The 25,514-nt window shown below is 57.4% G+C and carries 26 protein-coding genes and 1 pseudogene; 13 read left to right on the forward strand and 14 right to left on the reverse strand.

Translation table 11 applies throughout. The annotated features are described in order from the left end of the window. Positions 1 to 219: 219 nt before the first annotated feature. The 6 genes from U1H99_RS24955 to U1H99_RS24980 all read right to left on the reverse strand — a co-directional run bounded on the left by U1H99_RS24955 (position 220) and on the right by U1H99_RS24980 (position 6,671). Positions 220 to 2,424 carry a TonB-dependent receptor gene (locus U1H99_RS24955; protein ID WP_323144378.1) on the reverse strand — a complete coding sequence of 735 codons (2,205 nt, stop codon included), beginning with the start codon at positions 2,422 to 2,424 and terminating at the stop codon, positions 220 to 222. Further along, on the reverse strand, positions 2,414 to 2,881 hold the full coding sequence (locus U1H99_RS24960) for a copper chaperone PCu(A)C (RefSeq protein ID WP_323144379.1): 468 nt from the start codon (positions 2,879 to 2,881) through the stop codon (positions 2,414 to 2,416). The genes U1H99_RS24955 and U1H99_RS24960 overlap by 11 nt, the downstream gene beginning before the upstream one ends. A 25-nt stretch (positions 2,882 to 2,906) precedes the next feature. Beyond that, positions 2,907 to 3,515 (reverse strand): SCO family protein, encoded by a 609-nt coding sequence (locus U1H99_RS24965; protein WP_323144380.1) that lies wholly within the window; start codon positions 3,513 to 3,515, stop codon positions 2,907 to 2,909. 259 nt (positions 3,516 to 3,774) lie between these two features. Further along, positions 3,775 to 4,173, reverse strand: a complete 399-nt coding sequence (locus U1H99_RS24970) for a DUF2946 domain-containing protein (protein WP_323144381.1) — start codon at positions 4,171 to 4,173, stop codon at positions 3,775 to 3,777. 609 nt (positions 4,174 to 4,782) lie between these two features. Next, complete coding sequence (locus tag U1H99_RS24975) at positions 4,783 to 5,598, reverse strand: glycine betaine ABC transporter substrate-binding protein (protein WP_323144382.1); 816 nt, start codon at positions 5,596 to 5,598, stop codon at positions 4,783 to 4,785. Then, positions 5,595 to 6,671, reverse strand: coding sequence for an L-dopachrome tautomerase-related protein (locus tag U1H99_RS24980; protein WP_323144383.1), 1,077 nt, complete (start codon positions 6,669 to 6,671; stop codon positions 5,595 to 5,597). The genes U1H99_RS24975 and U1H99_RS24980 overlap by 4 nt, the downstream gene beginning before the upstream one ends. A gap of 94 nt (positions 6,672 to 6,765) precedes the next feature. On the opposite strand from U1H99_RS24980, the gene U1H99_RS24985 reads away from it, so the two are divergent. Next, a complete protein-coding gene (locus tag U1H99_RS24985) occupies positions 6,766 to 7,659 on the forward strand; it encodes a LysR family transcriptional regulator (RefSeq protein ID WP_323144384.1) in 894 nt (297 codons plus the stop codon). A 354-nt stretch (positions 7,660 to 8,013) separates the two neighbouring features. Continuing rightward, the gene (locus tag U1H99_RS24990; protein ID WP_323144385.1) at positions 8,014 to 8,445 is read left to right on the forward strand and encodes a DUF3592 domain-containing protein; all 432 of its coding nucleotides are present in this window, start codon (positions 8,014 to 8,016) and stop codon (positions 8,443 to 8,445) included. A 429-nt stretch (positions 8,446 to 8,874) separates the two neighbouring features. Here the strand turns inward: U1H99_RS24990 and U1H99_RS24995 are convergent, their stop codons facing one another. Next, complete coding sequence (locus tag U1H99_RS24995; RefSeq protein WP_323144386.1) at positions 8,875 to 9,495, reverse strand: hypothetical protein; 621 nt, start codon at positions 9,493 to 9,495, stop codon at positions 8,875 to 8,877. Positions 9,496 to 9,520: 25 nt separating this feature from the next. Then, on the reverse strand, positions 9,521 to 9,883 hold the full coding sequence (locus U1H99_RS25000; protein WP_323144387.1) for a hypothetical protein: 363 nt from the start codon (positions 9,881 to 9,883) through the stop codon (positions 9,521 to 9,523). 165 nt (positions 9,884 to 10,048) lie between these two features. Between U1H99_RS25000 and U1H99_RS25005 the strand changes: the two genes are divergently transcribed. The 9 genes from U1H99_RS25005 to U1H99_RS25030 all read left to right on the forward strand — a co-directional run bounded on the left by U1H99_RS25005 (position 10,049) and on the right by U1H99_RS25030 (position 16,201). Then, on the forward strand, positions 10,049 to 11,209 hold the full coding sequence (locus U1H99_RS25005; RefSeq protein ID WP_323144388.1) for an IS30 family transposase: 1,161 nt from the start codon (positions 10,049 to 10,051) through the stop codon (positions 11,207 to 11,209). 82 nt (positions 11,210 to 11,291) lie between these two features. Further along, complete coding sequence (locus U1H99_RS30190; RefSeq protein WP_375341590.1) at positions 11,292 to 11,675, forward strand: pentapeptide repeat-containing protein; 384 nt, start codon at positions 11,292 to 11,294, stop codon at positions 11,673 to 11,675. 96 nt (positions 11,676 to 11,771) lie between these two features. Further along, positions 11,772 to 12,329, forward strand: a complete 558-nt coding sequence (locus U1H99_RS25010; RefSeq protein WP_323141228.1) for a T6SS immunity protein Tdi1 domain-containing protein — start codon at positions 11,772 to 11,774, stop codon at positions 12,327 to 12,329. 129 nt (positions 12,330 to 12,458) lie between these two features. After that, positions 12,459 to 12,848 carry a lysozyme inhibitor LprI family protein gene (locus tag U1H99_RS30195; RefSeq protein ID WP_375341601.1) on the forward strand — a complete coding sequence of 130 codons (390 nt, stop codon included), beginning with the start codon at positions 12,459 to 12,461 and terminating at the stop codon, positions 12,846 to 12,848. A gap of 166 nt (positions 12,849 to 13,014) precedes the next feature. Further along, the gene (locus U1H99_RS25015; protein ID WP_323141229.1) at positions 13,015 to 13,476 is read left to right on the forward strand and encodes a hypothetical protein; all 462 of its coding nucleotides are present in this window, start codon (positions 13,015 to 13,017) and stop codon (positions 13,474 to 13,476) included. A 292-nt stretch (positions 13,477 to 13,768) separates the two neighbouring features. Next, positions 13,769 to 14,110 (forward strand): DUF6968 family protein, encoded by a 342-nt coding sequence (locus U1H99_RS30200; RefSeq protein ID WP_375341591.1) that lies wholly within the window; start codon positions 13,769 to 13,771, stop codon positions 14,108 to 14,110. Positions 14,111 to 14,334: 224 nt separating this feature from the next. Beyond that, on the forward strand, positions 14,335 to 14,604 hold the full coding sequence (locus U1H99_RS25020; protein WP_323141230.1) for a hypothetical protein: 270 nt from the start codon (positions 14,335 to 14,337) through the stop codon (positions 14,602 to 14,604). A 44-nt stretch (positions 14,605 to 14,648) separates the two neighbouring features. Continuing rightward, positions 14,649 to 15,212 (forward strand): hypothetical protein, encoded by a 564-nt coding sequence (locus tag U1H99_RS25025; RefSeq protein ID WP_323141231.1) that lies wholly within the window; start codon positions 14,649 to 14,651, stop codon positions 15,210 to 15,212. Positions 15,213 to 15,403: 191 nt separating this feature from the next. After that, the gene (locus U1H99_RS25030; RefSeq protein WP_323141232.1) at positions 15,404 to 16,201 is read left to right on the forward strand and encodes a regulatory protein RecX; all 798 of its coding nucleotides are present in this window, start codon (positions 15,404 to 15,406) and stop codon (positions 16,199 to 16,201) included. A gap of 306 nt (positions 16,202 to 16,507) precedes the next feature. Here U1H99_RS25030 and U1H99_RS25035 read toward each other — a convergent pair whose 3' ends face one another. The 4 genes and pseudogenes from U1H99_RS25035 to U1H99_RS30210 all read right to left on the reverse strand — a co-directional run. Beyond that, positions 16,508 to 17,467, reverse strand: coding sequence for a D-2-hydroxyacid dehydrogenase (locus tag U1H99_RS25035; RefSeq protein WP_323141233.1), 960 nt, complete (start codon positions 17,465 to 17,467; stop codon positions 16,508 to 16,510). Positions 17,468 to 17,576: 109 nt separating this feature from the next. Next, complete coding sequence (locus U1H99_RS25040) at positions 17,577 to 17,927, reverse strand: hypothetical protein (RefSeq protein WP_323141234.1); 351 nt, start codon at positions 17,925 to 17,927, stop codon at positions 17,577 to 17,579. Between the two features lie 123 nt (positions 17,928 to 18,050). Further along, positions 18,051 to 18,857: a M28 family metallopeptidase gene (locus U1H99_RS30205; protein ID WP_375341602.1), complete on the reverse strand. Its 807-nt coding sequence runs from the start codon at positions 18,855 to 18,857 to the stop codon at positions 18,051 to 18,053. A gap of 54 nt (positions 18,858 to 18,911) precedes the next feature. Next, positions 18,912 to 19,043 (reverse strand): annotated as a pseudogene (locus tag U1H99_RS30210) (peptidase M28); the annotation flags it as partial. A gap of 410 nt (positions 19,044 to 19,453) precedes the next feature. Between U1H99_RS30210 and U1H99_RS25050 the strand changes: the two are divergent. Together U1H99_RS25050 and ligD are read left to right on the forward strand one after the other, a co-directional pair. Continuing rightward, a complete protein-coding gene (locus tag U1H99_RS25050) occupies positions 19,454 to 21,127 on the forward strand; it encodes a M28 family metallopeptidase (protein WP_323141236.1) in 1,674 nt (557 codons plus the stop codon). A 145-nt stretch (positions 21,128 to 21,272) separates the two neighbouring features. Continuing rightward, entirely contained in the window at positions 21,273 to 23,957 is a 2,685-nt protein-coding gene (gene ligD / locus U1H99_RS25055) for a DNA ligase D (RefSeq protein WP_323141237.1), read from the forward strand. Between the two features lie 181 nt (positions 23,958 to 24,138). Here ligD and U1H99_RS25060 read toward each other — a convergent pair whose 3' ends face one another. Together U1H99_RS25060 and ku are read right to left on the reverse strand one after the other, a co-directional pair. Further along, entirely contained in the window at positions 24,139 to 24,384 is a 246-nt protein-coding gene (locus U1H99_RS25060; protein ID WP_323141238.1) for a hypothetical protein, read from the reverse strand. Further along, on the reverse strand, positions 24,385 to 25,482 hold the full coding sequence (gene ku, locus U1H99_RS25065; RefSeq protein WP_323141239.1) for a non-homologous end joining protein Ku: 1,098 nt from the start codon (positions 25,480 to 25,482) through the stop codon (positions 24,385 to 24,387). Positions 25,483 to 25,514: the final 32 nt, after the last annotated feature.

A 25,514-nucleotide genomic window follows, 5' to 3' on the forward strand; every position in this document is an offset into this window, starting at 1 on the left:
GGGAGCTGCGCGACACTGCTCCCCGATGTCTCACATACCTCAACGTTTAACAATTTTTCCATTTAAAATTCGGAAATATCACAAGAAGTAAAATTACTCGCGGGCATCTACGATCCTTGTAAGATGACTTTCACGAAAGTGAATAAAATTTTCGATGACCGTCCAGATGTCGCGAATTAACGGCCTGCTTGTGGCCGTGTTAATCAAATCTACGTGCAATTAGAATCGGTACGAAAGAGTTAAACTCGCGTTACGCTCTTGCGCCGGCATGATCCATTGGGTGACATGCAAATGGCTGGACACGAAATAACGTTGGTCTAATGCGTTACGCAAAGCCAGCTGGACCTCTACCGCACCCAGACCCGGGATCCTCTGTGTCCAAGTTTGTGTCAAATCGAATCGAGCATAGCCGGGTAAGACACTGGTGTTGGCTTGATCTGCGTAACGCGCGCCTTGTGCATATAAGCCAACGCTAGTCTTCCAGTGCTCGCTCCAGTGATATTGTCCCCATAACGTGAGCGTCTGGTGCGCCACGTTAGGTACTCGATTGCCACCGTATGTGGCGTTGCTCAGGTAGCGCGCGTTCACATAAGCGTATGCCAGCGAAATTTCGATATCGTTTTTAAGCTTGCCGTAAACTGCGGCTTCGACGCCATTGGAACGAGCGCTTCCGTCCACAGTGAAGTCAAAGATATTGCCCGGCGTGCTTTGATCTGACGAAATCATGTTTGTCTGACGCAGTTGATATACCGACACGTCGCTGCTGAGAGCGCTATTCAACCAGGATGACTTCCACCCTACTTCAGCCTGCACTGCCTGTCGCGAAGGCAGTGATTGGTTGGACGAGGAGGCGACCTGGTTCGGTGATACGCCAGTAGCAACGTTGCCGTAGATCGTACTGTCAGAGTGAAGACGGTAGAGCAGCCCAAGCTTGGGCGACCAGTTATCCTCGTAGACTGGCTGGGAGCTCCTTAAGCCATATAAGAATTGCTGGTTGGCATAGCGTAGTCCGCCGACCAGTGACCACGTTCCCAAATCGACTTGGTCCTGCAGCGACGCTGACCGCGTGGTCAATTCCTCAACAGTTAGCGAACGCCCAAGAATGGCGTTGGCCGAGGGGGCGATTACTCGACCGTAGATCGGAACAAAAATGTTGATGGGGGGACTGGTCTCTGCCGACACACTCAGCGTTGGTTGGTCTAGCGTTTCGCTGTAGTAGTCGAACCCCACAAAAATCTGATGAGCCAGACCACCGATCTCTCGAACACTGCTGAGCGACAACGCTCCCGAGGTGATGCGACGTGCTGTGTCCGGCTCCCATGAGGAAACTCGTGCATATGTTCCGAGTGGCTGTCCGGCTAGAGGAGCGCCGTTCAAGAGGTTTTTGATCGATGTCGAATGCGCTTCCAGTTGTGTCAAATCGGCTTTAATACGCGTGTCGGTCGCGAGACTGATGTCTCCGTGCAGGTCTACTATACGATTGTTGGTAGTGGAATTTCCGAACGGTTCGCCAAACTGGCGGTCGAGTTGAATCGAAGCTGGACGATTACCGATCGCGGGAATACCGTAATCGGGTTGATACACTTGGTTGGTAGCCTCGAAACCTGCGCTCAAGTGATACAGGTCACCGCCATTCTTCGCCAAGCCCAGTTTCACGCCGTCGAGCTGGTCTTTTACGTGGCGCCATTCGCTGGCGCGCGAGCGGGTGGCAATAAGCCGCGCAGCTACACCGTGTTCAAATGACAGCGTTCGGTTAAGGTCGAACGTCAGTTCCTGCTCGGAATGATCGCCGACGGATACCACAATAGACCCCTTGTCGGTCATGACCGGCTGGCGAGTGACAATGTCGACGGTACCGCCTGGTTCGCTGCGTACACCGACCGCTGCTCCAGGCCCACGTAGTACGTCGACGCTCTCGACAAATCCAGGCACGTAGGGATAATTGGACAGTCGCACACCGTCGCGCAGTACGCGGTTAGATCCGGTGCCACTGTCTGGCACCGCGCCACGCAAGCTGAAAAATTGAGTATGCGAACCGTTAAAGCCAGAATCTGCCTGCGCACCTGGTACATTGCGTAGGGCATCTTGTAGTGTTGTGCCCGCTTGGTCGTGCACCAGCTGGCTGCTTATGCTACTAATTGAAAATGGCGTGTCAAGTGAAGTGCCCGATTCACCAGTAGCAAGGCTCACTGCGTGATCATCTTGGTTCGCCCGACCGCTGACAATCACTGTGGCAACCTGTTCCAGCGCGAGGTCAGTACCATTCATCGGTCGATCTGGGCCTGCCCACGTCTGTCCAGTCGCCAGAATCGACATCCCCAAGACGATAAAGCGTCCGGTGCCGGCGCAGATCCGGTATGACGTAGCATCGTGTCTTATGACGCGTCTGGTCAAATTTAGTTTTAAGCAGAGTTCAGCGTGCATGCTCGCCTTCCTTTGTCGGCATGCTTGCAGTCAGGCCGCGAGCAGGTGCTTCGACCTTGATCGTCTCAAGGCGACCATCTTGACGCTCAAATACCAGCGAGAGCGGTATCTTGTCCCCTTCCTTTACTTGGCGCTTTAACTCAATGAGCATAATGTGATAACCGCCTGGTCTGAGCTCAACACTCCTACCCGCAGGAAGCGGAAGGTAGGGAATTTGACGCATGCGCATGACATCGTGTTCCATCGTCATTTTATGCACTTCAACTACTCGCGCTATGGGCGAGTTCGCCCTAACCAATTTGCTGTCTGTCCGGCTTTGTATATGCAGAAATGCCCCAGTTGCATGTTGGCCCGGTACCGTGGCACGCACCCAAGGGTCACTGACAATAATCTGGGCATGGACTGCGCACGCGATCAAACCTGCGAAGAAAATCAAAAAGCGGATACAAAATTGCATTCGAACCTCCTATTCGCGACCCATATCAGATCGGGTGAAGCAGCTTGCGTACATCGTCGGCATATTTCGGAGCACTCAGGTTGTGTGAAAGCGCGAGCCGAAGGTGGCCTTGCGGGTCGAATAGATAGCTTATGGATGAATGGTCCATGGTGTAAGAGCCTCCTGTCGGAACCTTCTGGTAAAAAATCTTGAAATCCTTGGCGGTAGTGGCTAAGCGTTTTGAGTCACCACGCAACGCAATGAATGTCGGATCGAAGGCTGCTAAATATTGTTTAAGTACCACTGGAGTGTCTCGCTCGGGATCCACGGTTACAAACAAGACTTGCAACCGGTTACCGTCCGCACCAAGCAGCCGCTTAACCTCCACCGCGCGCGCAAGCGCCGTTGGACATACGTCGGGACATTGAGTAAATCCGAAAAACACCATTACTGCCTTACCTTTGAAATTGCCAATTGACCGCTCCTGGCCGTCAATATCGGGAAGATGTATATCCTTGGCGGAAGAAATTCCAGTAACGTTGATGCCATTGAAAACCTGTGCTTGTCGTTGTTGCTGTTTGCAGCCGCTCAAATTCAATGCCAGAGCGGCAACGGTAACCACCAATAGCGCACAGCGCGATATGAAAATAGTCACGAAGATATGCCTTTTAAATAAGATTCGTTGTGCGATGCAGTCGCACTGATGTCCAGGCGAACCAGAACCATGGACGGACGATCGGCATGTTGCCTACCCTGTGCAGGCAGCAGACCAAGACGAATTCAAGCCACCGTAGACGCTAGCAGACATGCTGAATCGACGGGCGCAAAAGCGCGCGTCTTGAATCTCACACGATCTCTTGGACGTATCCGAACGAGGCAATGAAAGCGAAAAGTGGGCGGTGCCGCCCAAAAGGTCAGATTGAGAAAGGTGGTCCGCGAGGGACGTGTACGGTCCAGGCGAAAAGAGGCGTGGTCGACTGATAAAACAGTGGCGGCAGCATGCCGGCTTGTGGCTGCAAGGGAAGAATGAATGCCACTCTCGGCAGCAAGGGGATATTAGCGTGCAAGACACAATACGCGCAGTGCTTAGACATGCACTCAGAAGACGGCGCTTTTCGCTTACCTGAACCCTCCTGGACAATGACAATCGTCTTCATACCCTCCGCTGTGCAAATCTGAACCTCCTCATTACCAGATGCCGATGCCGATGCCGATGCCATAGCTTGCGTCATGGGCGGCGCGAGAACACCGAACAGCACACTCAGCATGGCTATCCACGCAATGACCAGCCGCTTTGTAAGGAGATTTTGCATGTCGAGAGTGTATCCTTGAAATTATCCGGTCGTATGCGACAAATTGACCTACCCTCAGATCGCTTCTGGACGTATGTCACGTAACCACTGTGGTAGATGTGACGACTCGACATCAAGTGTAATTTTAGCCTGCTTTTATTTAGCTATAATGAGGACAAGAATTTATTCGGGATGAGTCGTCTTAGACGGATTTTCATTTTTTCTAGCCAAGCATATATATCAAAAAATAATTTTTGGTAATTTTACTCGGATTATGCAAACGTTTGTCGTAACAATTCATCGGGTTTAATTTAGTGCTAGGCCAGTTTAATAATTTCCCTTCTACATCACATCCAGATTTGAACTGCATGTGATCGCTTGTATATTTTTGGCCGTTTGCTAAAAAAGATGGATTAAGAAAAAGTATATCAAATTCTTTCGACTTAAAATGCTTTCATTGTAGCACTTATCAGTGCGCGGGAGATATCCCGCACTTCTTTCAAAGCGGCCTGCGCTAAACTCGCGTCAAAAATTGATTAGGTTAATGCATGATTGCTATGTAAAGTGTTCCAGCAAAATAAAGCCGGCGCCTGCCAAATTCAATTGAGGCCAGGCAAGGTAAATGGCACGTTATCCGCGCAGGCCTACTGCTGCCGGTACCGGTTCGCTCCGCGTCGCCAGCCAGCGCGTCGCAGCTTGCAGCGGTGTGATCCCTTCTACCTGTGTCGCATGCTCTAAGTCCGTTAGTACCGCATTTCCCAAATGCAGAATGCGCAGCTCGGCCAGCGCGCTCGGGGCAATCTTTGGCAGCACGCCCTTGCGGGCTACTAAAGTTGCCTGGTCGGTGCCGCCAAGAAGGCCTTTTGGCTCCTCCAACGCGCGGATACGATAGTCGTGATGTAAATATTGTGGATGCCATAAGGGGATCACCAGCCAACGCTTGTTCGCGACAGCTCGCTTAAATTTGGTGAAGCTGGACGCCTCGCTTCCAGCGTAGAAGCGGTATCCGTAGCGGTCCAAGCCGTAGGCATCGATCATCGCGCTGGAGAATCGGCTGATACCTGCGCCTGCATTAATGCCGTCGATGAATTTATCTATATTTGCCAGCACCTCTGGCTTTTTGAGATCTTCGACCGAAGCAAGCACGTCTTGCGGGATATAGTCGGGAACCCCCCATATGCAATAAGGTTCGTATAAGACAGCCAGTTTTTCCACCTTCTTTTGCAACGGCGCGAGATACTCGCCGTGGCTGGTTGGAAGCCAAGCCGAGGCAACAATGTCGACCTCACCCGCCTGCAAGCGCTGGAACATCGCTTCGTGAGGCGCGGCCGATAACTCGACCTCGTGGCCATGCCGTTCCAGAATAGCTTGCACTACCGAGGCGCTGGCCGCATGGAAGGACAGATCAATGTAGCCGAGCCGGAGCGTAGCACCGGTACCCATCATTGTTCCTCCTTCAAATCGATGCTGTAAAGGGCCACGGGCCATTTCACGCGCGATCGGCCGCCGTTGAACACGCCCGCACGGTCCATCTGAGGTACGGGCAGCCACAGGCGCCCATTGTTATCGAAAGCGGGCGCATCAACCCAATGCAGGCGGGCATCCTTCAGCACGGTGGAGACTTTTCCATCCCGCGTGCGTTTCATCAGTCTACTGGTATGCAGCTCGGTGTAGTACAGGTTGCCTTGATCATCGAGCACCGAGCCGCCAATCGGCGGTATATCTGCCCAAGGTTGGACTGCCGCCTTCAGCTCCTCAGGCGTTACGGCCGGGTTGTCGAGCAGTCGAGTCGGCACCTGCGACCAGGGTCCTGTCAAAGGACCGTAATACAGCGTCTTGCCGTCTGGACTGAGTTCGAAAGGGTCAGCGTGAACGGCTAGCGGCTTGCCGTCGCCTCCGCGCACGACAGTACCATCGACGTCGATGACGCGTCCCGGAGTTGCCTTCACCGAGGCATGCCCGTCCAGCACGCGTCGTGCCGCGCCGGTAGTCAGGTCAACAACGATCAATCCCGGCCGCCCGGCATCTGTCAGGTAGGCACGCTTGCCGTTAAAGCGGATGTCATCGACGTAGCTACCTGGAAGTGCCACGTCAGGTCCAAATTCGATGGTGCGCACCACATGTCCGCTCGCCAAATCGATCTGCACCGCCTTAGCCCCGTGAGGCAATGGATCACCACCGAACTCTGGCGAACCTGTATCGATCGCCCATAAGCTACCTTTGCCGTCGAGGTGGATCGCGTTGACGTTGACGAAGGTGTGGGCATTGTCTCCACCGGGATGCCAGCCGTTCCAAGTTATACTTGGATACGGTACAGGCTTTCCATCCGGGCCGATCAGGCCTACGGCTGGGCCGCGCGAACCGGTCCACCTCGGTCCCGCGACGAAGATACGTCCACCATCGATTGCAACGGCGTTCCAGATCATGTGATGGCTACTTGCCTCCAAACGTAGCTCAGGAGCGGCGCTTGCTCCGAGTACGACGCCAAGCAAGCCGGTGGCTAAGAAAGAAGCTTTCATCGTAACTATTCCTTGTCTTAAAGATGCGGTCAGCTTAACTAATTCTGTTTTGAATTAGAATCGACGAACTTGCATCTTCACTATTCAATTCTGAATGAAACTCGATTGGAACGACTACCGGGCTTTTCTTGCAGTAGCAAGGTATGGCACGCTGAGCGAAGCAGCGCGTAACACAGGACTGTCTCAGCCGACTATAGGCCGACGTTTGCAAGCGCTCGAAAAGGCGCTTTCGCGAACGCTGTTCCAGCGAACTGCAGATGGATATGTACTCACCGGTGAGGGGCAGGCCGTGCTCACCCACATCGAGCAGATGGAAGAGCACGCGACTGCTGTCGAGCGCAAGCTTGCGGGTCATGCCGGCCTTGAAGGTCTGGTGCGTATCTCCACTACCGAGTGGTTTGGCGCGCACGTGCTGGCGCCGATATTTGCCGATCTGCGCGCGACCTATCCTGGACTGGCAATCGAGCTAATCACGGAAACCCGGCTGGTGAACTTGGCGCGGCGCGAAGCCGACTTGGTGTTCCGCTTTCGTGAATTCGACGACAACGACGTGATCCAACGGCGTGTACTCACGCTGGACTTCGGGGCGTACGCCAGTAATACTTACTTGGAACGCTCAGGATCGATCGCGGATGGCAGCGGCCATGCGCTGATCACGATGGACACGGACTTTGGCGAATTGGCCGACGTCCCATGGATGACGACGCGTCTACCACGAGCGCAGATAGCGTTTCGCGCCAACAGCCGCGACGTCCAGGCACGCCTGTGCGCGGGCGGTGGCGGCATCGCTGTGCTGCCGCGACGCGTGGGCGATGCATACGGCGGTCTCGAACTGCTCGATCTAGGCGAAGCGCCGCCGGACCGCACCGTATGGGCCGGCTATCACAAGGATGTGAAGCACTCGCCGCGAGTACAGACTGCACTTGCCGCGGTATTGCGTATATTGACGCCAGCGTCCGCGGCGAGCGAATCGGACGCGGCCCTATGAGCGGGCATCACACCGCGAACATCGTCGCACGATTCGCTACACGCTCGAACCGCGCTTTCACAATGCCGGTGGCCAGTCACGCCACCAAGTAAGCGCGACGGTGTACCGAACTTTGAAAGCTTACGTCGAGCCCCTTGAGTAGACGAGGTGCCACGATTTTAAAACACATTTTCAGTAGCTTTTGGCAGGCAGGGCACGTCTGCTTTGGGTCGGTTACGGACGCTCGTGACAGTTAGAGAGAATTTTCACTTCGGCAACATGCTATGCTTGCTCGACCGTCTGCAATCGGCAAAAAACGGACATTGATTTTTAGAACGGAAATATGCGTTTCTGCTTACCGCATTCGCAAAGAAGATGAAATCGGACTCGCCTCTCCTGGCAAGGATAGTCCTCGGCATCGTCGCCGCGATGGCCCTATCTATTCCACTAGCGATCACGTTTTACGATGGATATGAGCTTGCGTTGTTGGAAAAAACGGCGCAAACGACTGATGGCAGAGTTACGAAGAAGAACTGCAATAACCATGGAAAACTAGTCTATTCGTATGTGGTCAACGCACGTGTTTATACGGGCACGGGAACCCTACTTGGCAATTCCTGCGACGACGTCGAGGTAGGCGAAAGCGTCAACATCATTTATTCCACTCAGAGGCCGCAGCTGTCGAGATCGGAGTCGTTGGCGTCGTGGCGAGGCAATATATCCGGTAATTTGTTCGCACTTGCTGTGGCCAGCCTAGCGGCAGCGATCGTTATTTTTCGTGTTACACGTGTTGATGTCGATAACTAGGCTGCGCATCATCGGCAACGGCCGCTAAGGGTCGATTGCGGCCGATCGCGTACGGCCCGGACCTATAAGGCTGGTATCGAGGGGCGGCACTTCCGGGGCGTTTGCATCGGACGCGAGTTGTCCGATTCCCGTTTCACACTGTGCATTTTCGCGAGCGCGGCTTGGAGAATGACTGCTTCCTGGGGGTTAATACGCGGGCGAAGCCTACTGCACCGGCAAACAAACAGAGAACAGTTACTAAGAGAATGACCCCGCTGGCGTCATTTTCGGGCTTAGGTTCAAAAAAATTGGGAACATATCGTCGAATACCTCGGCCTGGACAAAATATTTTGAACCGTTGGCGCCTGCCGTGAATTCAATGCCGCTACACGTGGGATCGCCGTAGTCGTCAAACATTCCGAAGTTTCTGCACAAACTCATATGGAATAACTATCGCTCGAATGCTGCAAGTCGTTCGTGCATCTGGAAGCAATGAGGGCCATCTGATCGGACCCAGTGTGGCCTGCGATAGTCAAGCGCAGCCCGCATCTCTTTTATCAAGGCTTCGTCGGAAACCATCTTCAAAATCATAGGCATATGGTGCCTATCGAAATCTACGAGCCATTCGTATACGTTGTGCGGCACCGCCTTATCCAATGTCATCAACCAGGCTGGATTCATTTCGCCAGGTTGTTCGGCCCACTTCTGATGAGCCAGGGAATCCGTTAAACAAGGCTCAAAACTGGGCTTGTTCTGGCCAGCATTTTCGCTCGGCGGAGCGACCCACCAGGGGTCGGTCGCCAAGGTCTTCATATATAAGGTTTTTGAGCCAAAGAGAAGCCCACTGTCAAACAAACCCATTCCCGAGACGGTACCACACCTACTCAAGCTCAATTGAACTCTTATTTCCGCTGTTTGATAAATACAGAAAGGAATGGAATACTTTTCGGCCCAGGTCAGCGGGCCTTCAAATCCTCTGATCTCAAGTTCCGCGATCAGGAATTCAAAAGCCTCTGGAGAGGATTCGCCCCACAACTTAACAACAGCTTTTGGAACAGCTTTACGCATCATAATTTCGAAACACACTCACCATTAGTTAAATATCTGGTCCCAACCACAGGGCCAGCGGAAGGGTGAACACCACCCTTACGATCGCGCAGGCCGCCAAACCGCCCACTCGAGCAGCAATCTGCCGCCCCGCACGCCCTGTCAATGTCCCTTCCAATGTGAATGACAGTCTAGCACCCATACTTAATTGTGAATAAATGGTCTTCCCAGCCACAATACTACCAACCCTTCTCGCTTCCGAGGCAATCGCCAAGCGTCCAAGGGCTTCATCACTGGCAAACAGGGTTTTCTGGAAGGGTGTCAGTTTTGCACCCAAACCATCCTTGACCTCACCGATGATGACGTTCCCATCCTTGACCGCAATGAAGTCTGCAACAGCCCGAAGCGGCATCGAGAAACTCTCCAAGGGCGGCTTAGAGCGCCTAACGAAACCCTGTAGTTGCTCAGCAGGCAACAGCCGAGTACACTGCGCAGTGCCGACCGTCCGCTATCGGCCTTGGATTCAACTGGTCAATGCAACACACTAAACTCTGCATGAGCAGAAGGAGTGTTGCGGATGAAGCAGAGACCTAGGATCTACTATACAGAAACGCAGAAGGCGCTCATGTGGGAGCGTTGGAAGAAGGGCGAATCGCTTCATCAAATTGCCGCGCTGTTCGATCGAAATCACTCATCGATACAGCGAATTCTTGCCGAGTCTGGAGGCATTCGCCCTGCGCAAAGGCAGCGGTCAAGGTTAGCCTTGTCACTGGCAGAGCGGGAAGAGATATCGCGCTCGTTAGCTGCTGGTCATCCGGTCCGGCAAATCGCCCAACTTCTCGGACGAGCACCTTCTACAATTAGCCGCGAGATCTGCCGAAATGGGGGCCAGGCGAGCTATCGAGCAAACTGTGCCGACGATGCTGCCTGGAGGCGTGCCCAACGTCCCAAGACATGTAAGCTGGTGGGCAATCCTATGCTGGCAGAAATAGTGGCCACCAAACTTCAATTACAGTGGGCGCCAGAGCAAATTGCCGGTTGGCTCAAGCATACGTTTCCGGGGGATGAGGACTTTCAGGTGTCGCATGAGACGATTTATCGTAGCCTCTTCATTCAGGCACGTGGTGCGCTGAAAAAAGAGCTGTTAGCGCATCTTCGGCGGCCCCGGATCATGCGCCGATCGCGTCATCACACACAAAAAACCGACAACCACGGCAGGATCAAAGATACGGTATCGATCAGCGAACGGCCTGCCATAGTCGAAGATCGAGCGGTACCTGGCCATTGGGAGGGCGACTTGTTGTTCGGGGACCGTAACAGCCAGATCGCCACTTTGGTTGAGCGTCAGACCCGTTATGTCATGTTGGTAAAAGTCGCCAGCAAAGACACCGAAACAGTTATCGATGCATTGATCGATAACGCACGCGAATTACCCCAGGAACTCTATCAATCGCTCACTTGGGACAGGGGTAAAGAGCTGGCTGACCATAAGCGCTTTACGCTTGCTACCGACATTGATGTCTACTTCTGTGATCCGCACAGCCCGTGGCAACGCGGCAGTAACGAAAACACCAATGGGCTATTGCGCCAGTACTTCCCCAAAGGCGTCGATGTCTCGTCATACTCGCAGGCTCAACTCAATGAAGTTGCCCGCAAACTGAATGAGCGACCAAGGAAGACTTTAGAATATCAAACACCCGCTGAACGATTCAGCCAACTTGTTGCGTCGACCGGTTGAATCCAAGGCCAGAAGCAGACATTGAAACCGCAGTGTGTAGAAACGTCGCCACCCCCAATACGTCGCCATAAAGACTCGATCTATGTTATTTGAATCTGAGCAATTTCAAGGACGCCTTAACAAACCTGTCGGTTGGTCGGATCATGTCTTCCGATACACCGAATTCACTGGGATTAACACAGAAGGCGGCGATGTTGACTCAGTCTTCGTATCCTGCAAAATTGAAAACTGCGAATGGTATTGGGGGCTGTTCAATCTTGCGCTCTTCGTTGAAGTCAACTTCCACAATTGCACGTTTAGAGGCACCGCTTTTTCGGGCTCGAAGTTCGTAGACTGCAACTTCACTAATTGCAATTTCCTTAAAGACAACCTCGGCGCGAATTGCTCATTCGACGATGTCGTTTGGTACGGGTGTACACAAAAAAACTGTAAGGAACTCGAGCAAGAATTTCGCAATAAACGCTAACACTCAATAGGGACGCAACTCAGATCGCAGCATCCGCAATGGGTCGGAAGCGGACATGGTCGCAGGTTCGTCCCACGAGGGATAACAATGGTCGCTATGAAAAAATTTGCAACGTTTTTACTAACAATCGTCTCTAGCTTAGCTTTGGCTGGCGAGTCTCTGCCTGCTACTGGTGCCTGGTCTACTGGCGACCTCACGCGGACGCTGGGTAAAGAAGAAGCGCCACACCTGCTTGACGACTGGAGATGGCTTATCGGGGCGGAAAATAGGCCTGTCGTGATCACGACAATGGGTGATGCTTTTGTCCTGAACAAGAAGACCGGTGTTGTTAGCTTTGTTGACACGCTGGAAGGAAAGCTGAAACCAATTGCGGAGAGTCTTGATGCTTTCCATTGGCGCCTGCGCGCAGATCAGGAATTTGTCGATGAGTACTTCGCGACCCAACGGCTTCAGGAGGCCCATACTCGCGGCCTGAAGGTTGGTGAGCATGAGGTCTACTCGTTCGTTCACCCGCCAGTACTGGGTGGCTCCCGAAAGACCGAAAATCTCGAGGCAAGCGATCTGGCTGTACACTTCTCCCTCCTCGGTCAAATCTTCCAGCAACTTCAAACGTTTCCGCCGGGTAAAAAAATTAAGAAAATTAATATGAACTAATTGGCATTGCAGGGTAGCTGGCGATCGACCAGATTAGTATGATCAAGAGGCTGAGCTCAATGACTGAGATCGGCCAGAATCAGACGTCGAAATCATCACGTCAGGATAGAAATGAGTAGATACGTCGCGATGGTGTTTGCCCTGACTGTGCTCTCACCCGGCCTTTCGTGGGCTGATATTGGCCCCGGGTGTAACCCGCGCAGCAGTCAAGTAGAGCTAAACGCATGTGCGAGTGCAGAACTGCTCAAAGCAGACAAAGCGCTAAACGATGTTTACCGCCTACTCGCGACGAGAATGGCAGATGATCCGCTGTTCGTGAAAAATCTTCGATCGGCGCAGCGTGCGTGGGTAGCGTTTCGGGATGCAGAGTTACAAGCTCGTTTCTCATGCTCGGAAGAGGATATTCAGAAATGCTGGGGGAGTATGTATCCCATGCTGTGGAGCTCTCGTCAGTTAGAGCTAACAAAAGAAAGAACTAGGCAGCTCCGGCAGATCCTAAAAGATGGTCCCGGGCAGTAGCGGAATGCTAGAGCTGCCCTAATCCGACTTTTCACCGCGAGCGTCTGCCTTGGGTCGGTTCAGGCCGGTCGTGACAGTCTGATAGTTTTCCACTTCGGCAACATGCTATGCTGGCTCGACCGGCCGCTATCGGCCAAGAGCGGACACAAGAGAGAGAGATACAATTATGAAATCACTTGAGAAATTACTTGCTTTTGCTTTTATCGCAATGATATTCACTGGAGCGTTAGCCCAAGAGACACGGCCCTCTGGCCCTTCAAAACCAACTCAGTCTGAATTTTTTACGTCGCAGGTTGCGATGGTTTTAATCGCACAGCAGGAGCCGACTGCGATCTTCGCATTGACCCTTGGAGCTAAAAAGCCTTTGCCCACTGGCTCAACAATTCAAGTTGAATTCGAGAATCCGAATCGGCCTGACACACCATTCATCGTAGCTGGGGGTGTGCAGAACGGTAAAGTGGTTGCACAATCGCCGCCGTTTGAGGGAATTCATAATAGAACTTCATACCTGACGAGAACAAAAGTGTTTGGAGCTGATCAACAGCTTCTCTCCGTTCACGACCAATGGATTTGGTTCGAGATTCCTCAAGTCATGAGACAGGCCTACGCAACCAAAATAATTGACTGAATTTTCACCGCGCTGAGCGGCAATATTCCTCCTCCCTAAGGTCTGCTTCGGGTCGGAAGCGGTTTGTCGTGACAGTCTGAGAGTTTGTCAGCTCGGCAACCTGCTATGCTGACTCGACCGTCTGCAACCGGCCAAGAGCAGACGTACCAACGCTCAACAAGGAACAAGCAGGACCATGGAAGGCGATAACTTAATGTCGTCCAGGTAGACCAGCACTCGTTCAAAAGCGCATTAGTCATCTGGGCAGAGGCTGTCCGGGATCAGGTAGCAGAGGACACAAGGAGGGGGAGAAATGCGGGTTGAGCCACCAAAATGGATCGCATTAGAACGTATTCTATGGCTGCGCGAAGATGGGACCGAAGTAGAGATATCTGCGAATGTTGGCGAGCCGTACCAGGTTGATAAGGACCTGTGGGCCTGCCCTGTCTCACTCGACGGCTTATTTGGTCGTTTTGCTGACATCTATGGCTTTAGCTCGCTACAGTCACTCTGCCTAGCAATAAGACTGCTGGCGAGTCAACTCCGCCCTCTCGTGGAAACCAACTCGAATCTGGTTTACCTCAGCGACCGTACTTGCAAATGGAATTTAGAATCCCTTAATGCAATCTTTGGGTCCTCTGGTTCAAGCATCTAAGGGGCCGCTCTGGGTCGGTTGCAGCCTGTCGTGATCATTAGTGAAGTTTTTCACTTCAGCAACCTGCTATGCTGTGTCGAACGGCCGGGTTCGGCCAAAAGCGGCCGGTCGCACTAGTTATCGGTGGCTTGTGGACCGGTCAGGTTCTGGCTCCTGTAGCTTTGTGTGAGCTTTTTGTCGCTATACCGCGCTAGACTGCGCAACTACCGAAAATTGGATATCGCATGCACCTGACGGCTTATTTCTCCTTGATCTGCTCAACTATCGCCATGGCAGGCTTCATGCAAGCACGGAGATGGCTGTTCGCCGCCATCTGGGGGTTTTTAGCGGCATATACGCTGTTCGATAAGTTCTATTCCCATGTATTGCCCCAGCCACTAGTTGAATCGTTTTCCGTCATCTCGTTTTTGTTAGCCATACTTGGGTTGACAAAGGTAATCGTGGCGCGGCGTAAGAGGCACAATCGGCAGATATCCCAAGGAACTGCGGAGTAAGCGACATATTTCTAACGTCTGGAATGGGTCGGAAGCAGACGATCATGACAGTTCGAGAGTTTGTCGATTCGGCAACCTGCTATCCTGGCCCGACCGTCCGCTACCGGACAGAAGCGGTCCTTCGCCATCAACCACCAGGGATTGGAATGCCCCGTTCGATAACGAGATATGACAAGCTGTTGGCGACCTTTGAAGAACTGATTGCAGCGATCTCAGACGTTCAAGAACCGATGATTGCCGCCCTTTGTTCGTCATGGGAATCCACGAAAAACGGATATGAACAAGCTTTTCGCTCAGGTGTGACTAAGTCGCAGATTGCGTCTGGTATGGAGCAAGGTTTGCGTGAGCTACCGATGTTGTTTCACGAGATTGGAGGCGAGCACCGAGCTCGACTCTTAAATGTTTTGCACATTGCTATAGCCAAAAACTTCCCAGATTTCTTCAAGAAGGATGCGGCACTGTTAGCCTCTGTCGTGGAACGAAACAAGATCAGAAACGCTCGTGAGTACTACTCGGTCCGTCATCGCATAGACGAGCTGGAAGGTGACGAAAGCAACATTGGCGAGCGCGAACGCCTCTATAAGCTTGTCGATCAATTCGAAAGCTAACGTCTGCAATGGGTCGGTGCCGGCCTGTCGCGACCGTCGATGGATTTTCAACCTGGCAACCTGCAATGCTGGCTTGAACAAACGGGTTCGGCCACAAGCCGCCAGTGTACCTGTGCAGGGAATACAATGGTCCGGCGAGGCGATTCGCCTGACGCCGACATCGTTAATCATGCTCCTAGCCTGACCTATTTATGTACCTGATTAACTCGAAGACCGGAAAACCTGTAGAGGTCACCGATGAGGACCTTGAAGAGTATGGGAGTGGCGAAAAGCCAAAGCGATCAAGCTTTGGAGCGAGACCGAAGAGCAAGGATGACCAGACCGACCGGCCCAGCAAGCTTCCGCAACGGACTTTTGAGACTGAGGGGGCGCCGGCGCAGGATGGTGTGCCCAAAATCACACGCAGCTCCGACTACAAGAAGAAGGTTTCCAAGACCAGTTTCGGGACGAAAAAGCCTGCTCCGGGAGAATATGCAAGGACCTCTGACAAAAAGCCCAAGTACAAGGCGCGCGACCCGGCTCAGCCACGGCAAAAACCGAAGCAACCCGCGCACCAGTATGCCGGATGGCTCTTATCCAAACGGGAGTATTCGGCAGCCGTACTGCAACGCAAACTAGTCCTGCGAGGCTACAGCGAACAGGAGGCAGATGACGCACTGAAACTCCTGCAGGGCTTGAATTACCAGTCAGATGAACGGTATGCGGAGATGAAAACCCGGCAGATCGAACCACGGGTCGGCGACGCGCGAGTCGCCCTGACTCTCCGACAGAAGGGTATCGACGAGCAACTTACGAAGGCAACCATCGCGCAAATGGAGCCGGAAGATGAGCGTGTTGTCGTTGTGGTCGAGAAGTTTCGCAAGGACATTGCACAGACGGGGATGACAAAAGAACTGCGGCAGAAGGTTTATCGCTTCCTGGCTTACCGGGGCTTCAGCGGCCATTCAATAAATATCGCCATGGAGCATCTGCAATCTGGGCCTGAATAGGACTAGACGTTGCACTAGTAATGCGATGTGAAGAGATCAAGGCGCCACGGCTGGGTCTCGCGTTCTTGTTCTGGACGCTCGTGGTCGCAATCAGCGTATCAGGATGGCGGCGTTGGACGCGAAGACGGAAAAGCGGTAGCAGCACACCTGCTTAGGGTTGATACTGCTATATGCCGGACGGCCCGACGGAGGGGGGGGGTGAGCCCATCCAGGATGGCTAAATCGCCTTCGCAGAATGCGCATCCGCCACGAGCGACGAGCAGACATCCATCAAGCGTTCCTTGCAGTCGCTTGCTTGCCGGGACATCAAGCAACCACGTTCTTCGGGGCCCCCGCCACCCAGGCTTCGATATTATCGACCAGCATGTCCGCCAGCGTCTGCATCGCCCCGCCCGAGGCCCACGCCACGTGCGGCGTCAGCACGAAGTTCGGCAGGCGCAGCTTCAGCAGCGGATTCTCGGGCACAGGGGGCTCCTTGCTCAGCACGTCGAAGCCGGCACCGGCAATCACGCCGTTCGAGACCGCCTCGGCCAGCGCCGCCTCGTCGACCAGCCCGCCGCGCGCGGTGTTGATCAGGATGCTGCTCTTCTTCATCGACGCCAGCTCGCGTGCGCCGATCATGTTGCGGGTCTGTTCGTTCAGCGGCAGGTGCAGGCTGACCACGTCGGAGGTCGCCAGCAATTCGTCCAATGACAGCGCCATCACGTCGCCATCCGTGACCGGCGAACGCGACGCCACCGCGATCTCCATCCCGAACGCGCGTCCGATCTGCGCCACCCGCCGGCCCAGCGCGCCGTAGCCGACGATGCCGAGGCGGCTGCCGGCCAGGTCGCCGATCGGATGGTCCAGCAGGCAGAAGCGCGTCGAGCGTTCCCATTTGCCGGCTTCGACGTCGGCCGCATAGGCGCGCAGGTTGCGGCGTACCGCCAGCATCAGCGCGAAGCAGTGTTCCGGCACCGAGACCACCGAGTAATCGCGGATGTTCGCCACCACGATGCCGCGCTCGCGGCAGGCAGCCAGGTCGACGTTGTCGGTGCCGGTGGCGGCCACCGCGATCATCTTCAGGTCGGGCAGCTGGGCCAGCTCGGGCGCGCGCAGCGGGACCTTGTTGGTGATGGCGATGGTGGCGCCACGCAGGCGCGCGACGACGTCGTGCGGCGCGGTGGCGGCGTGGTCCTGCCAGTCGTGCTCGAAGGCAGGGCGGCGAACGTTGGCCAGCAGGCTGTCGCGGTCGAGGAAGACGATACGATGAGCAATACGATGCATGGGCGGATCCCGGAACATGGAACCGCCATTGTAAAGTGAAACGGCCGGACGAAAAAAAGACAGGGCGAACCCTGTCTTTTCGAAGATGGAGAGGCTTGAGCCGCTGGGCTTATTTGCTTGCTGCCATGTCGGCTTTCTGGTCTGCGTGCGCTGCGGTCTTGTCGGCAGCAGCATCGGCTTTGGCCTTTTCGGCCTTCTTGTGGGCTTTGGCCTTGGTCTTGGCGGCGTCGGCTTTTTCAGCGGCGACGTCGGCCTTGGCTTCGGCGGCTTTCTTCTCTACCTTGGCATCGGCTTTGGCGGCCTTCTTGGCTTCCTTGGCTTCGGCCTTGGCGACATCCTTGTCGGCCTTGACGTCGGCTTTGGTGGCTTGCGTCGTCGTCGGCGCCGTGGCGGTCGACTGGGCGGCGAAGGCCGAGGTAGCGAACAGGCCTGCGATCAGGGTAGCGACGATCTTGCTCATGGCGATGTATCCTTCAGGTATTGTTGAAGTAGTGGGACGATTCCCGTGCTGCTGGTCAAGAAACGCAGCTGCTGCAAGGCCGGTTGACACGATTACACACACTTACAACTGAGCACCTGAAAATTATTTCGCCGCAGCGCCCACCTTGGCGTCCACCTTCGCACCGGCCAGCTGCGCCAGCGCCGCCAGCGTCGTCTGCGCCGCATTCAGTCCGAGCAGGAAGTCCTCGTCGGTGTAGTTCGCGAACAGGTCGGTGGGCTGGTGCCAGTGCGGATTCCAGCCGGCGCCGATCTGCATGCCGCGCTCGTTCTCGCGCAGCGAAATCGAGGGCACCAGGTCCATGAACGGTGTCGAGTCGGTATTCGTCATGTGCTGGCCGACCGCGGCCGGATAGTGCGATGCGTATTTTTCGTTGGCGGCGCGGAAGTGCCAGGCCAGCTTTTGCGCACCCTCGGCCTGCTTCGCCGTCGCCTGGAACTCGATGTTGACGTCGGCTTCGCGCCGCTGCGTCGCTGCCGGCACCGCCAGCGGCTGGCCCTTGGCGTCGAGCACCGGCTTGCCGGCGGCGTCCAGCTTCGGCAGCGGCATGCCGTGGTCGAACATCATCATGTCGTGCTGGATCATGCCCAGCCAGCGCGGTTCCGGATACCGCCCCGAGCCCTTCGGCGATTCGATGCCCTGCAAGCCCTTGCGCTGCTCGACGTAGGCGCTGGCGCCGTTCAGCCCGGTTTCCTCGTTGTTCCACAGCGCGAAGCGGATCGTGCGTTCGGTACTGACGCCGGGCGCGTTCAGGATGCGCGTCAGCTCCATCACCAGCGCCGTACCGGAACCGTCGTCATTGGCGCCTTCGCCGAAGCCGAGGCCATCCATGTGGGCGGCGACGATGTACATCTCGTCGGGACGGCTGGTGCCGACCTTGGTGCACACCACTTCCTCGCGCGGCCCGCCCTTGGGGTCGGGCTGCTCGGCGTTGAGCGCGCGCAGGCGGGCGTCGGGCTGCAGTTGGGGATCGGTGTTGACGCCGATCGGCCCGCGCGTGCCGAACAGGGTGCTGCCGCCCTGGCCGGACGGGCCGGCGCGGCCGCCGCCGGTGGGCGCGGGACGGGACCGCGGCACCGGTTTGTATTCGTAGTGGATGCGCTCGGTGGCGCAGCCGTAGGATTTCAGCTGGGCTTCGATCCAGTCGATCGCCTTGCGATTGCGCTCGGTACCTTGCTGGCGGTCGCCGAAGCGGGTCAGTTCCTTGATCGTGGCCTTGTAGCGCTGCAGGTCGAGCTGGCCGACCAGGCTGGCGACCGGGTCGCCGGCGGATGCCGCGTCCTGGGCAAACGCAGGGGCCAGTGTGAAGGCGAAGGTGAAGGGAAGCGCGAAGGCGAGGGCGGGGCGGATGGATTTCACAAAACCTCTTGTCGGAGTGATGGACAGGCCCGCTCAATATAGAGGAGTTTTCATGCACGTTGACTATTTGACAGCAGAAATATTTTTAACCATACTCAGGCGAAATATTTTTTACCGAAGAGATCGCCGTGAGAAAAACAAAGCTTGCCTTGCTGGTCCTTGCCGCCTTCGCCGGCGCCGCTACCGCCTCCGCTACAGTCAACGCGGCAGCGCCGGTGGGCATCGAAGCCAGCCACCTGTCGCATGACGTCAAGGTACTGTCCTCGGACGAATACGAGGGCCGCGCACCGAACAGCGCGGGCGAAACCAAGACCGTTGCCTACATCACCGAGCAGTTCATTCAGGCAGGCCTGCAACCCGGGGGTGACCTCAAGGACGGCAAGCGCGGCTGGACCCAGGACGTGCCGCTCGGCCGCTTCGAGATCAAGGGGCCGGTGACGCTCAGTTTCAGCGACGGCAAAGGGGTGCGGAACCTGACCCAGGGCGAGGAAATCGCCGTGCGCGCCGCCATGAACGGCGCCAAGGGCGTCGAATTCAAGGATGCGCCGCTGGTGTTCGTCGGCTACGGCGTGTCCGCGCCGGAGCGCAAGTGGGACGATTTCAAGGGCGTCGACCTGAAGGGCAAGCTGGCGGTGGTGCTGATCAACGACCCCGACTTCGAGACCGGCAAGGGTGAATTCGGCGGCAAGGCCATGACTTATTACGGCCGCTGGACCTACAAGTACGAAGAACTGGCCAAGCGCGGTGCGCTCGGCACGCTGATCGTCCACGAGACCGCGCCGGCGTCCTACGGCTGGAACACGGTCAAGAATTCGAACACCAACGTCATGTACGACATCGTGCGCAAGGATCCGACCCAGGCGCACGCGCCGGTGGAAGCCTGGATCCAGCGCGACCTGGCCAAAACGCTGTTTTCGCGCGCCGGCCTCGATTTCGACAAGCTCAAGAAGCAGGCCCAGGGCCGCGCCTTCAAGCCGGTCGAGCTGAAGGGCGTCACCCTGTCCGGCAAGTACGGCGTCGACGCCCAGGTGATCACCTCGAAGAACGTGGTGGCGCTGCGCGAAGGCAGCGAGCGTCCGGGCGAGTACGTGATCTACAGCGGCCACTGGGACCATCTCGGCATCGGCCTGCCGGATGCGAAGGGCGACAAGATCTACAACGGCGCGGTCGACAACGCCACCGGCATCGCCGCGCTGCTGGAACTGGGGCGCGTCTACGGCAACGCCCCGGCGCCGAAGCGCAGCGTGGTGTTCCTGGCCGTGACCGCGGAAGAGAAGGGCCTGCTCGGTTCCGAATACTATGCCTCGAACCCGGTCTACCCGCTGGCCAAGACCGTGGGCGTGATCAACATGGATGCGCTCAGCCCCTACGGCCCGACGCGCGACTTCACGATCTCGGGCAACGCCAAGGTCGACCTGCTGGACCAGCTGATCGCCAAGGCCAAGACCTATAAAGTGAGCTACGCTCCGGACCCGACACCGGAAGCCGGCCACTTCTTCCGCTCCGACCACTTCCCGTTCGCCAAGCGCGGCGTGCCGGCGATTTCCTTCGGCTCCGGCGAGACCTGGGTCCAGGGAGGGCGTGCTGCCGGCAAGGCGGCCGAAGAGAAGTACGTGGCCAACAATTACCACCAGCCGTCCGACGAGTGGCAGGCCGAATGGACCTTCGACGGCATGCAGCGCGACCTGGAGATGCTGTACTCGCTGGGGCGCGACCTGGCGGAATCGAAGGGCTGGCCGAACTGGGGCAAGGCGTCCGAGTTCAGGGCGGCGCGCGATGCGAGTGCGGGGGAGCGCAAGTAACGGCCTTTCATTGCACCGTTAGCCCGAACCGTCGCCCCGGCCTTCGCAGGGGCGACGTTCATGCGCAGCCACAGTTAACTGACGTACAGTCCCGCCCGCGCCCGCGCCGTACACTCGGTCATCATGAGCCCGACCAGGTGATGCCATGCCCGACGCACTCAAGCTGTACAAATCGAAACGCGATTTCACGATCACCGCCGAACCCGCGGAAGGCGGCGAAGCCAGCACCGGCGCGCTGACCTTCGTGATCCAGAAGCACTGGGCCACGCGCCTGCACTACGACTTCCGCCTCGAACTCGACGGCACCATGAAGAGCTGGGCCGTCCCCAAGGGGCCCAGCTACGACACCCACGACAAGCGCATGGCGGTCCACGTCGAGGATCACCCGATCTCGTATGCCGACTTCGAAGGCACGATCCCGCCGCACCAGTACGGCGCCGGCAAGGTGATCATCTGGGACAAGGGCACCTGGGAGCCGATCGGCGACCCGCGCCAGGGCTTCGCCAAGGGCGAGGTCAAGTTCGAGATCCACGGCCACAAGATGCGCGGGCGCTGGGTACTGGTGCGCATGAAGGGCCGCGGCGACGACAAGCAGGAACCCTGGCTGCTGATCAAGGAAAACGACGAGTATGCGCGCCCGGCCAGCGAATTCTCGGTGATCGACGCGTTCCCGGACAGCGTCAAGGACTTGCCGATGCCGGCCGGTCCCGGCGAAGCCACCGCGGCGCGCGCCAAGGTCGCCGAGCTGAAAGCCGAAGAAGAGGGCGCTCAGCCCGCCAAAGGCGCTAGGCCGAAGAAAAGTGCGAAGACTGCGACATCGAAAAAAGGCGCGCTGCCCGACGGCGCCGTGAAAGCCGACCTGCCTGAAACCCTGAGCCCCGAGCTGGCCACCCTGGTCGACGGTCCGCCCACGCAGCCCGAGGAATGGATCTACGAGATCAAGTTCGACGGCTACCGCATGCTGACCCGTATCGAGGGCAAGGACGTCCGCCTGATCACCCGCAACGGCAACGACTGGACCGACAAGCTGAAGCCGCTGCAGAAGGAAATCGCCCGGATGAAGCTGCCGGACGGCTGGTACGACGGCGAGATCGTTGTCCACGACGAGAACGGCAAGCCGAATTTCAACCTGCTGCAGCTGGCCTTCGACGGCAGCAACAAGGCGCAAATCATTTACTTCGTTTTCGACGCGCCTTACTTCAAGGGTCACGACATCCGCAACGTGCGCCTGGACGAGCGCCGGCCGCTGCTCGAAGAAGCGCTGGCCAGGAAGCCATCCGAGATGGTGCGCTTCTCGGCCGAATTCGGCGACGACCCGGCGCAACTGGTGGTCGCCGCCTGCCAAGTGGGCCTGGAGGGCGTGATCGGCAAGCGCCGCGATTCGCGCTATGTCACGCGCCGCTCGCCGGAATGGATCAAGCTGAAATGCGGGATGCGCCAGGAATTCGTCATCGGCGGCTACACCGACCCGAAAGGCTCGCGCACCGGCATCGGCTCGCTGCTGTTGGGTTACTACGACGAGAGCGGCACGCTGCGCTACGCCGGCCACGTCGGCAGCGGCTTCAATGGCGCCTCGCTGCGCCACTTGCGCGAAGTGCTGGAATCTATCGGCACCGACGAAAATCCGTTCCCGCCACGCGCCGTGCCGGGCCGCAAGAGTCATTGGGTCAAGCCGGAACTGGTGGCCGAAGTGAGCTTTTCGGAGTGGACCCTCGCCGATGCGATCCGCCATCCGGTATTCCAGGGGCTGCGCAAGGACAAGCCGGCGCGCAGTGTGGTGCGCGAGCAGGCCAAGCATGTACAGGAGGCAGAATCCATGAGCGCAACAAAGCAGCCGGCGGACGAGGCGGCACCTGACGCGCAATCCAAGCCGAAGAAGGCCAGCCGCGCCAAGTCATCGAAAGCCGCGCCGGCACCGGCACTGCCCGAGGGATTACCGACGAGCTTCAAGGTCACCCACGGCGAGCGCGTGATGGACGCCGACAGCGGCACCACCAAGCTGGACCTGGTGCGCTATTACGCGCTGGTCGGCCAGCTGATGATGGCGCACCTGGAAGGGCGCCCGGTCTCGCTGGTGCGCGCGCCGGAAGGCGTGGGCGGCGAGCTGTTCTTCCAGAAGCACGTGACCGACACCCGCAAGATGCCGGGCGTGGTCCAGATGGACCAAAAGCTCGACCCCGAACACCCGAGCATGACCCGGATCGCCACGCTCGAAGGCCTGCTCTCGAGCGCACAGTGGAACATGGTCGAGATCCACAGCCAGAACGCCACCGCCGATCATTACGACACGCCGGACCGCATCGTGTTCGACCTCGACCCGGGCGAGGGTGTCGAGTGGGCGCAGGTGCAGGAGGGCACCCAGGTAGTGCGCGCCTTCCTGCAGGAGCTGGGCCTGAACCCCTTCCTCAAGACCAGCGGCGGCAAGGGCCTGCACGTGGTGGTGCCGATCAAGCCCAAGCTGGACTGGGACACAGTCAAGGATTTCGCGCACGCGATCGTCAATCACCTGACCAAGACGCTGCCGGATCGCTTTGCGGGCAAGAGCGGCGCCAAGAACCGCGTCGGCCGCATCTTCATCGACTACCTGCGTAATGGCCGCGGCGCGACCACGGTGTCGGCCTGGTCGGCGCGGGTGCGGCCGGGGCTCGGCATTTCGGTGCCGGTGCGCTGGGACGAGTTGCCCGAGCTGACTTCGGGGGCGCACTGGACGGTGAAGACGGTCGAGTCGCGGCTGGCGGTGGGAAATGCGCCGTGGGTGGATTATGAGAAGAGTGCGACGACCTTAACCAAGGCGATGAAGACGCTGGGGTACACGCCGCCGAAGAAGTAAATGCTGAAAACCCGTCGTTCCGGGCATTGCCCTAAACGACTCCCCGCGAAGGCGGGGACCCGAGTTTACACTGTGTCGTTTCGGCTTCGATAGCACCGCGATGGTTTGGCTGTTGCCGAATTTGGTCAGGAACTTGGGTCCCCGCCTGCGCGGGGGCGACGTCTGGAGGCACGTCGAGCACTCAAGCCGCGTTTTCGTTCCTGAAAATCCCCCGCACATTCATCGCCAGCAGGCCTGCCTGCAGCGCAATCAGCGCCCAGGCCCCGTCGTGCACGCCCCACACGATCCACAAGGCGTTACTGAGGATAAAGGTATAGAACCCGAGGATGCGCCGGTTGGCGCGCCGCGCGCCGACCAGGAAGGCGGCGCACAGCGTGATCACCATCGCCGGCCACTGCAGAAAATTGACTAAGCTGTCCCAATCCACTCAGGCCGCCTTCCTGCGCCGGGCCGGCGCCTTTTCCGCAGCCGGTTTCGCTGCAGCCGACTTGGCGGCGGTAGCGCGCTTTGCGGCAGGCTTTGCAGCCGGCTTGGCCGCAGCCTTGGTCGCGCTTTTAGTTGCGGCCGTGCGCTTGGCCGCGGTGGCGTGCGCCGTGCTGCGCGCGGGTGCCTTGCGTGCCCGCGGCGGCGGTGCATCGCCGGCGTCGTCGTCATCGTCGGACGGCTTGCGCGACTTGCGCGGCGGCGGATCGTCATCATCGTCGTCATCGTCGGCCGCCGCCTTGGCCGGCTTCTTGCCGAGGCTGGCCTGCAGCAGCGCGACCAGATCGATGACGTTGCTCTTGGCCGGCTTGTCTTCTTCCGGTTCCGGCTCGGTGATGGTCTTGGTCTGGTTGGCGGCGATCTTGTTCTTGATCAGCGCCATGATGTCTTCGCGGTAGGTGTCGTGATACTGCTGCGGCTTCCACTTCTCGCTCATGCCTTCGACGAGCGCCTTGGCCATCTGCAGTTCCTTTTCCGTCACCTGGGCCGCCTTGGAATCCGCGTCGGGGATCTTCAGCTCGTCGGTGGGGCGGATCTCGTCCGGATAGCGCAGCGTGTTCAGGACGATGGTGTCGCCCACGCACACCAGCGCCGCCAGGTGCTGCTTGACGCGGATGACGACGTTGGCGATGCCGATCTTGCCGACCTCGCGCAGGGTCTCGCGCAGCAGCGCGTAGACCTTGTCGCCGCCCTTGCCGGGGGCGAGGTAGTAGGGCTGCTCGTAGTACAGCAGCGGCACCTGGTCGGCATTCACGAAGGCGAGGATGTCGATGGTCTGGGTCGCCTCCGGGTTGGCGCGGCGCAGGTCTTCGTCCGACAGCACGACATATTCGCCGTCGCTGTACTCGTAGCCCTTGATGATGTCGTCCCAGGAGACTTCCTTGCCGGTGTTCTTGTTGTAGCGCTTGAAGCCGATCGGCGCGAAGTCGCGCCGGTCGAGCATGTTGAGATCAAGACCATGGTCCGTGACCGCCGGGTACATCTCGACCGGGATGTGAACCAGCCCGAAGCTGATCGCACCTTTCCACATACTCCTCGCCATCGTGCTTCTCCTGTAGTGGGGCCTCGAACGAG

Origin of the sequence: Massilia phyllosphaerae, from assembly GCF_034659755.1 — a bacterium.
In the GTDB taxonomy this organism is placed as follows: Bacteria; Pseudomonadota; Gammaproteobacteria; order Burkholderiales; family Burkholderiaceae_D; genus Telluria; species Telluria phyllosphaerae.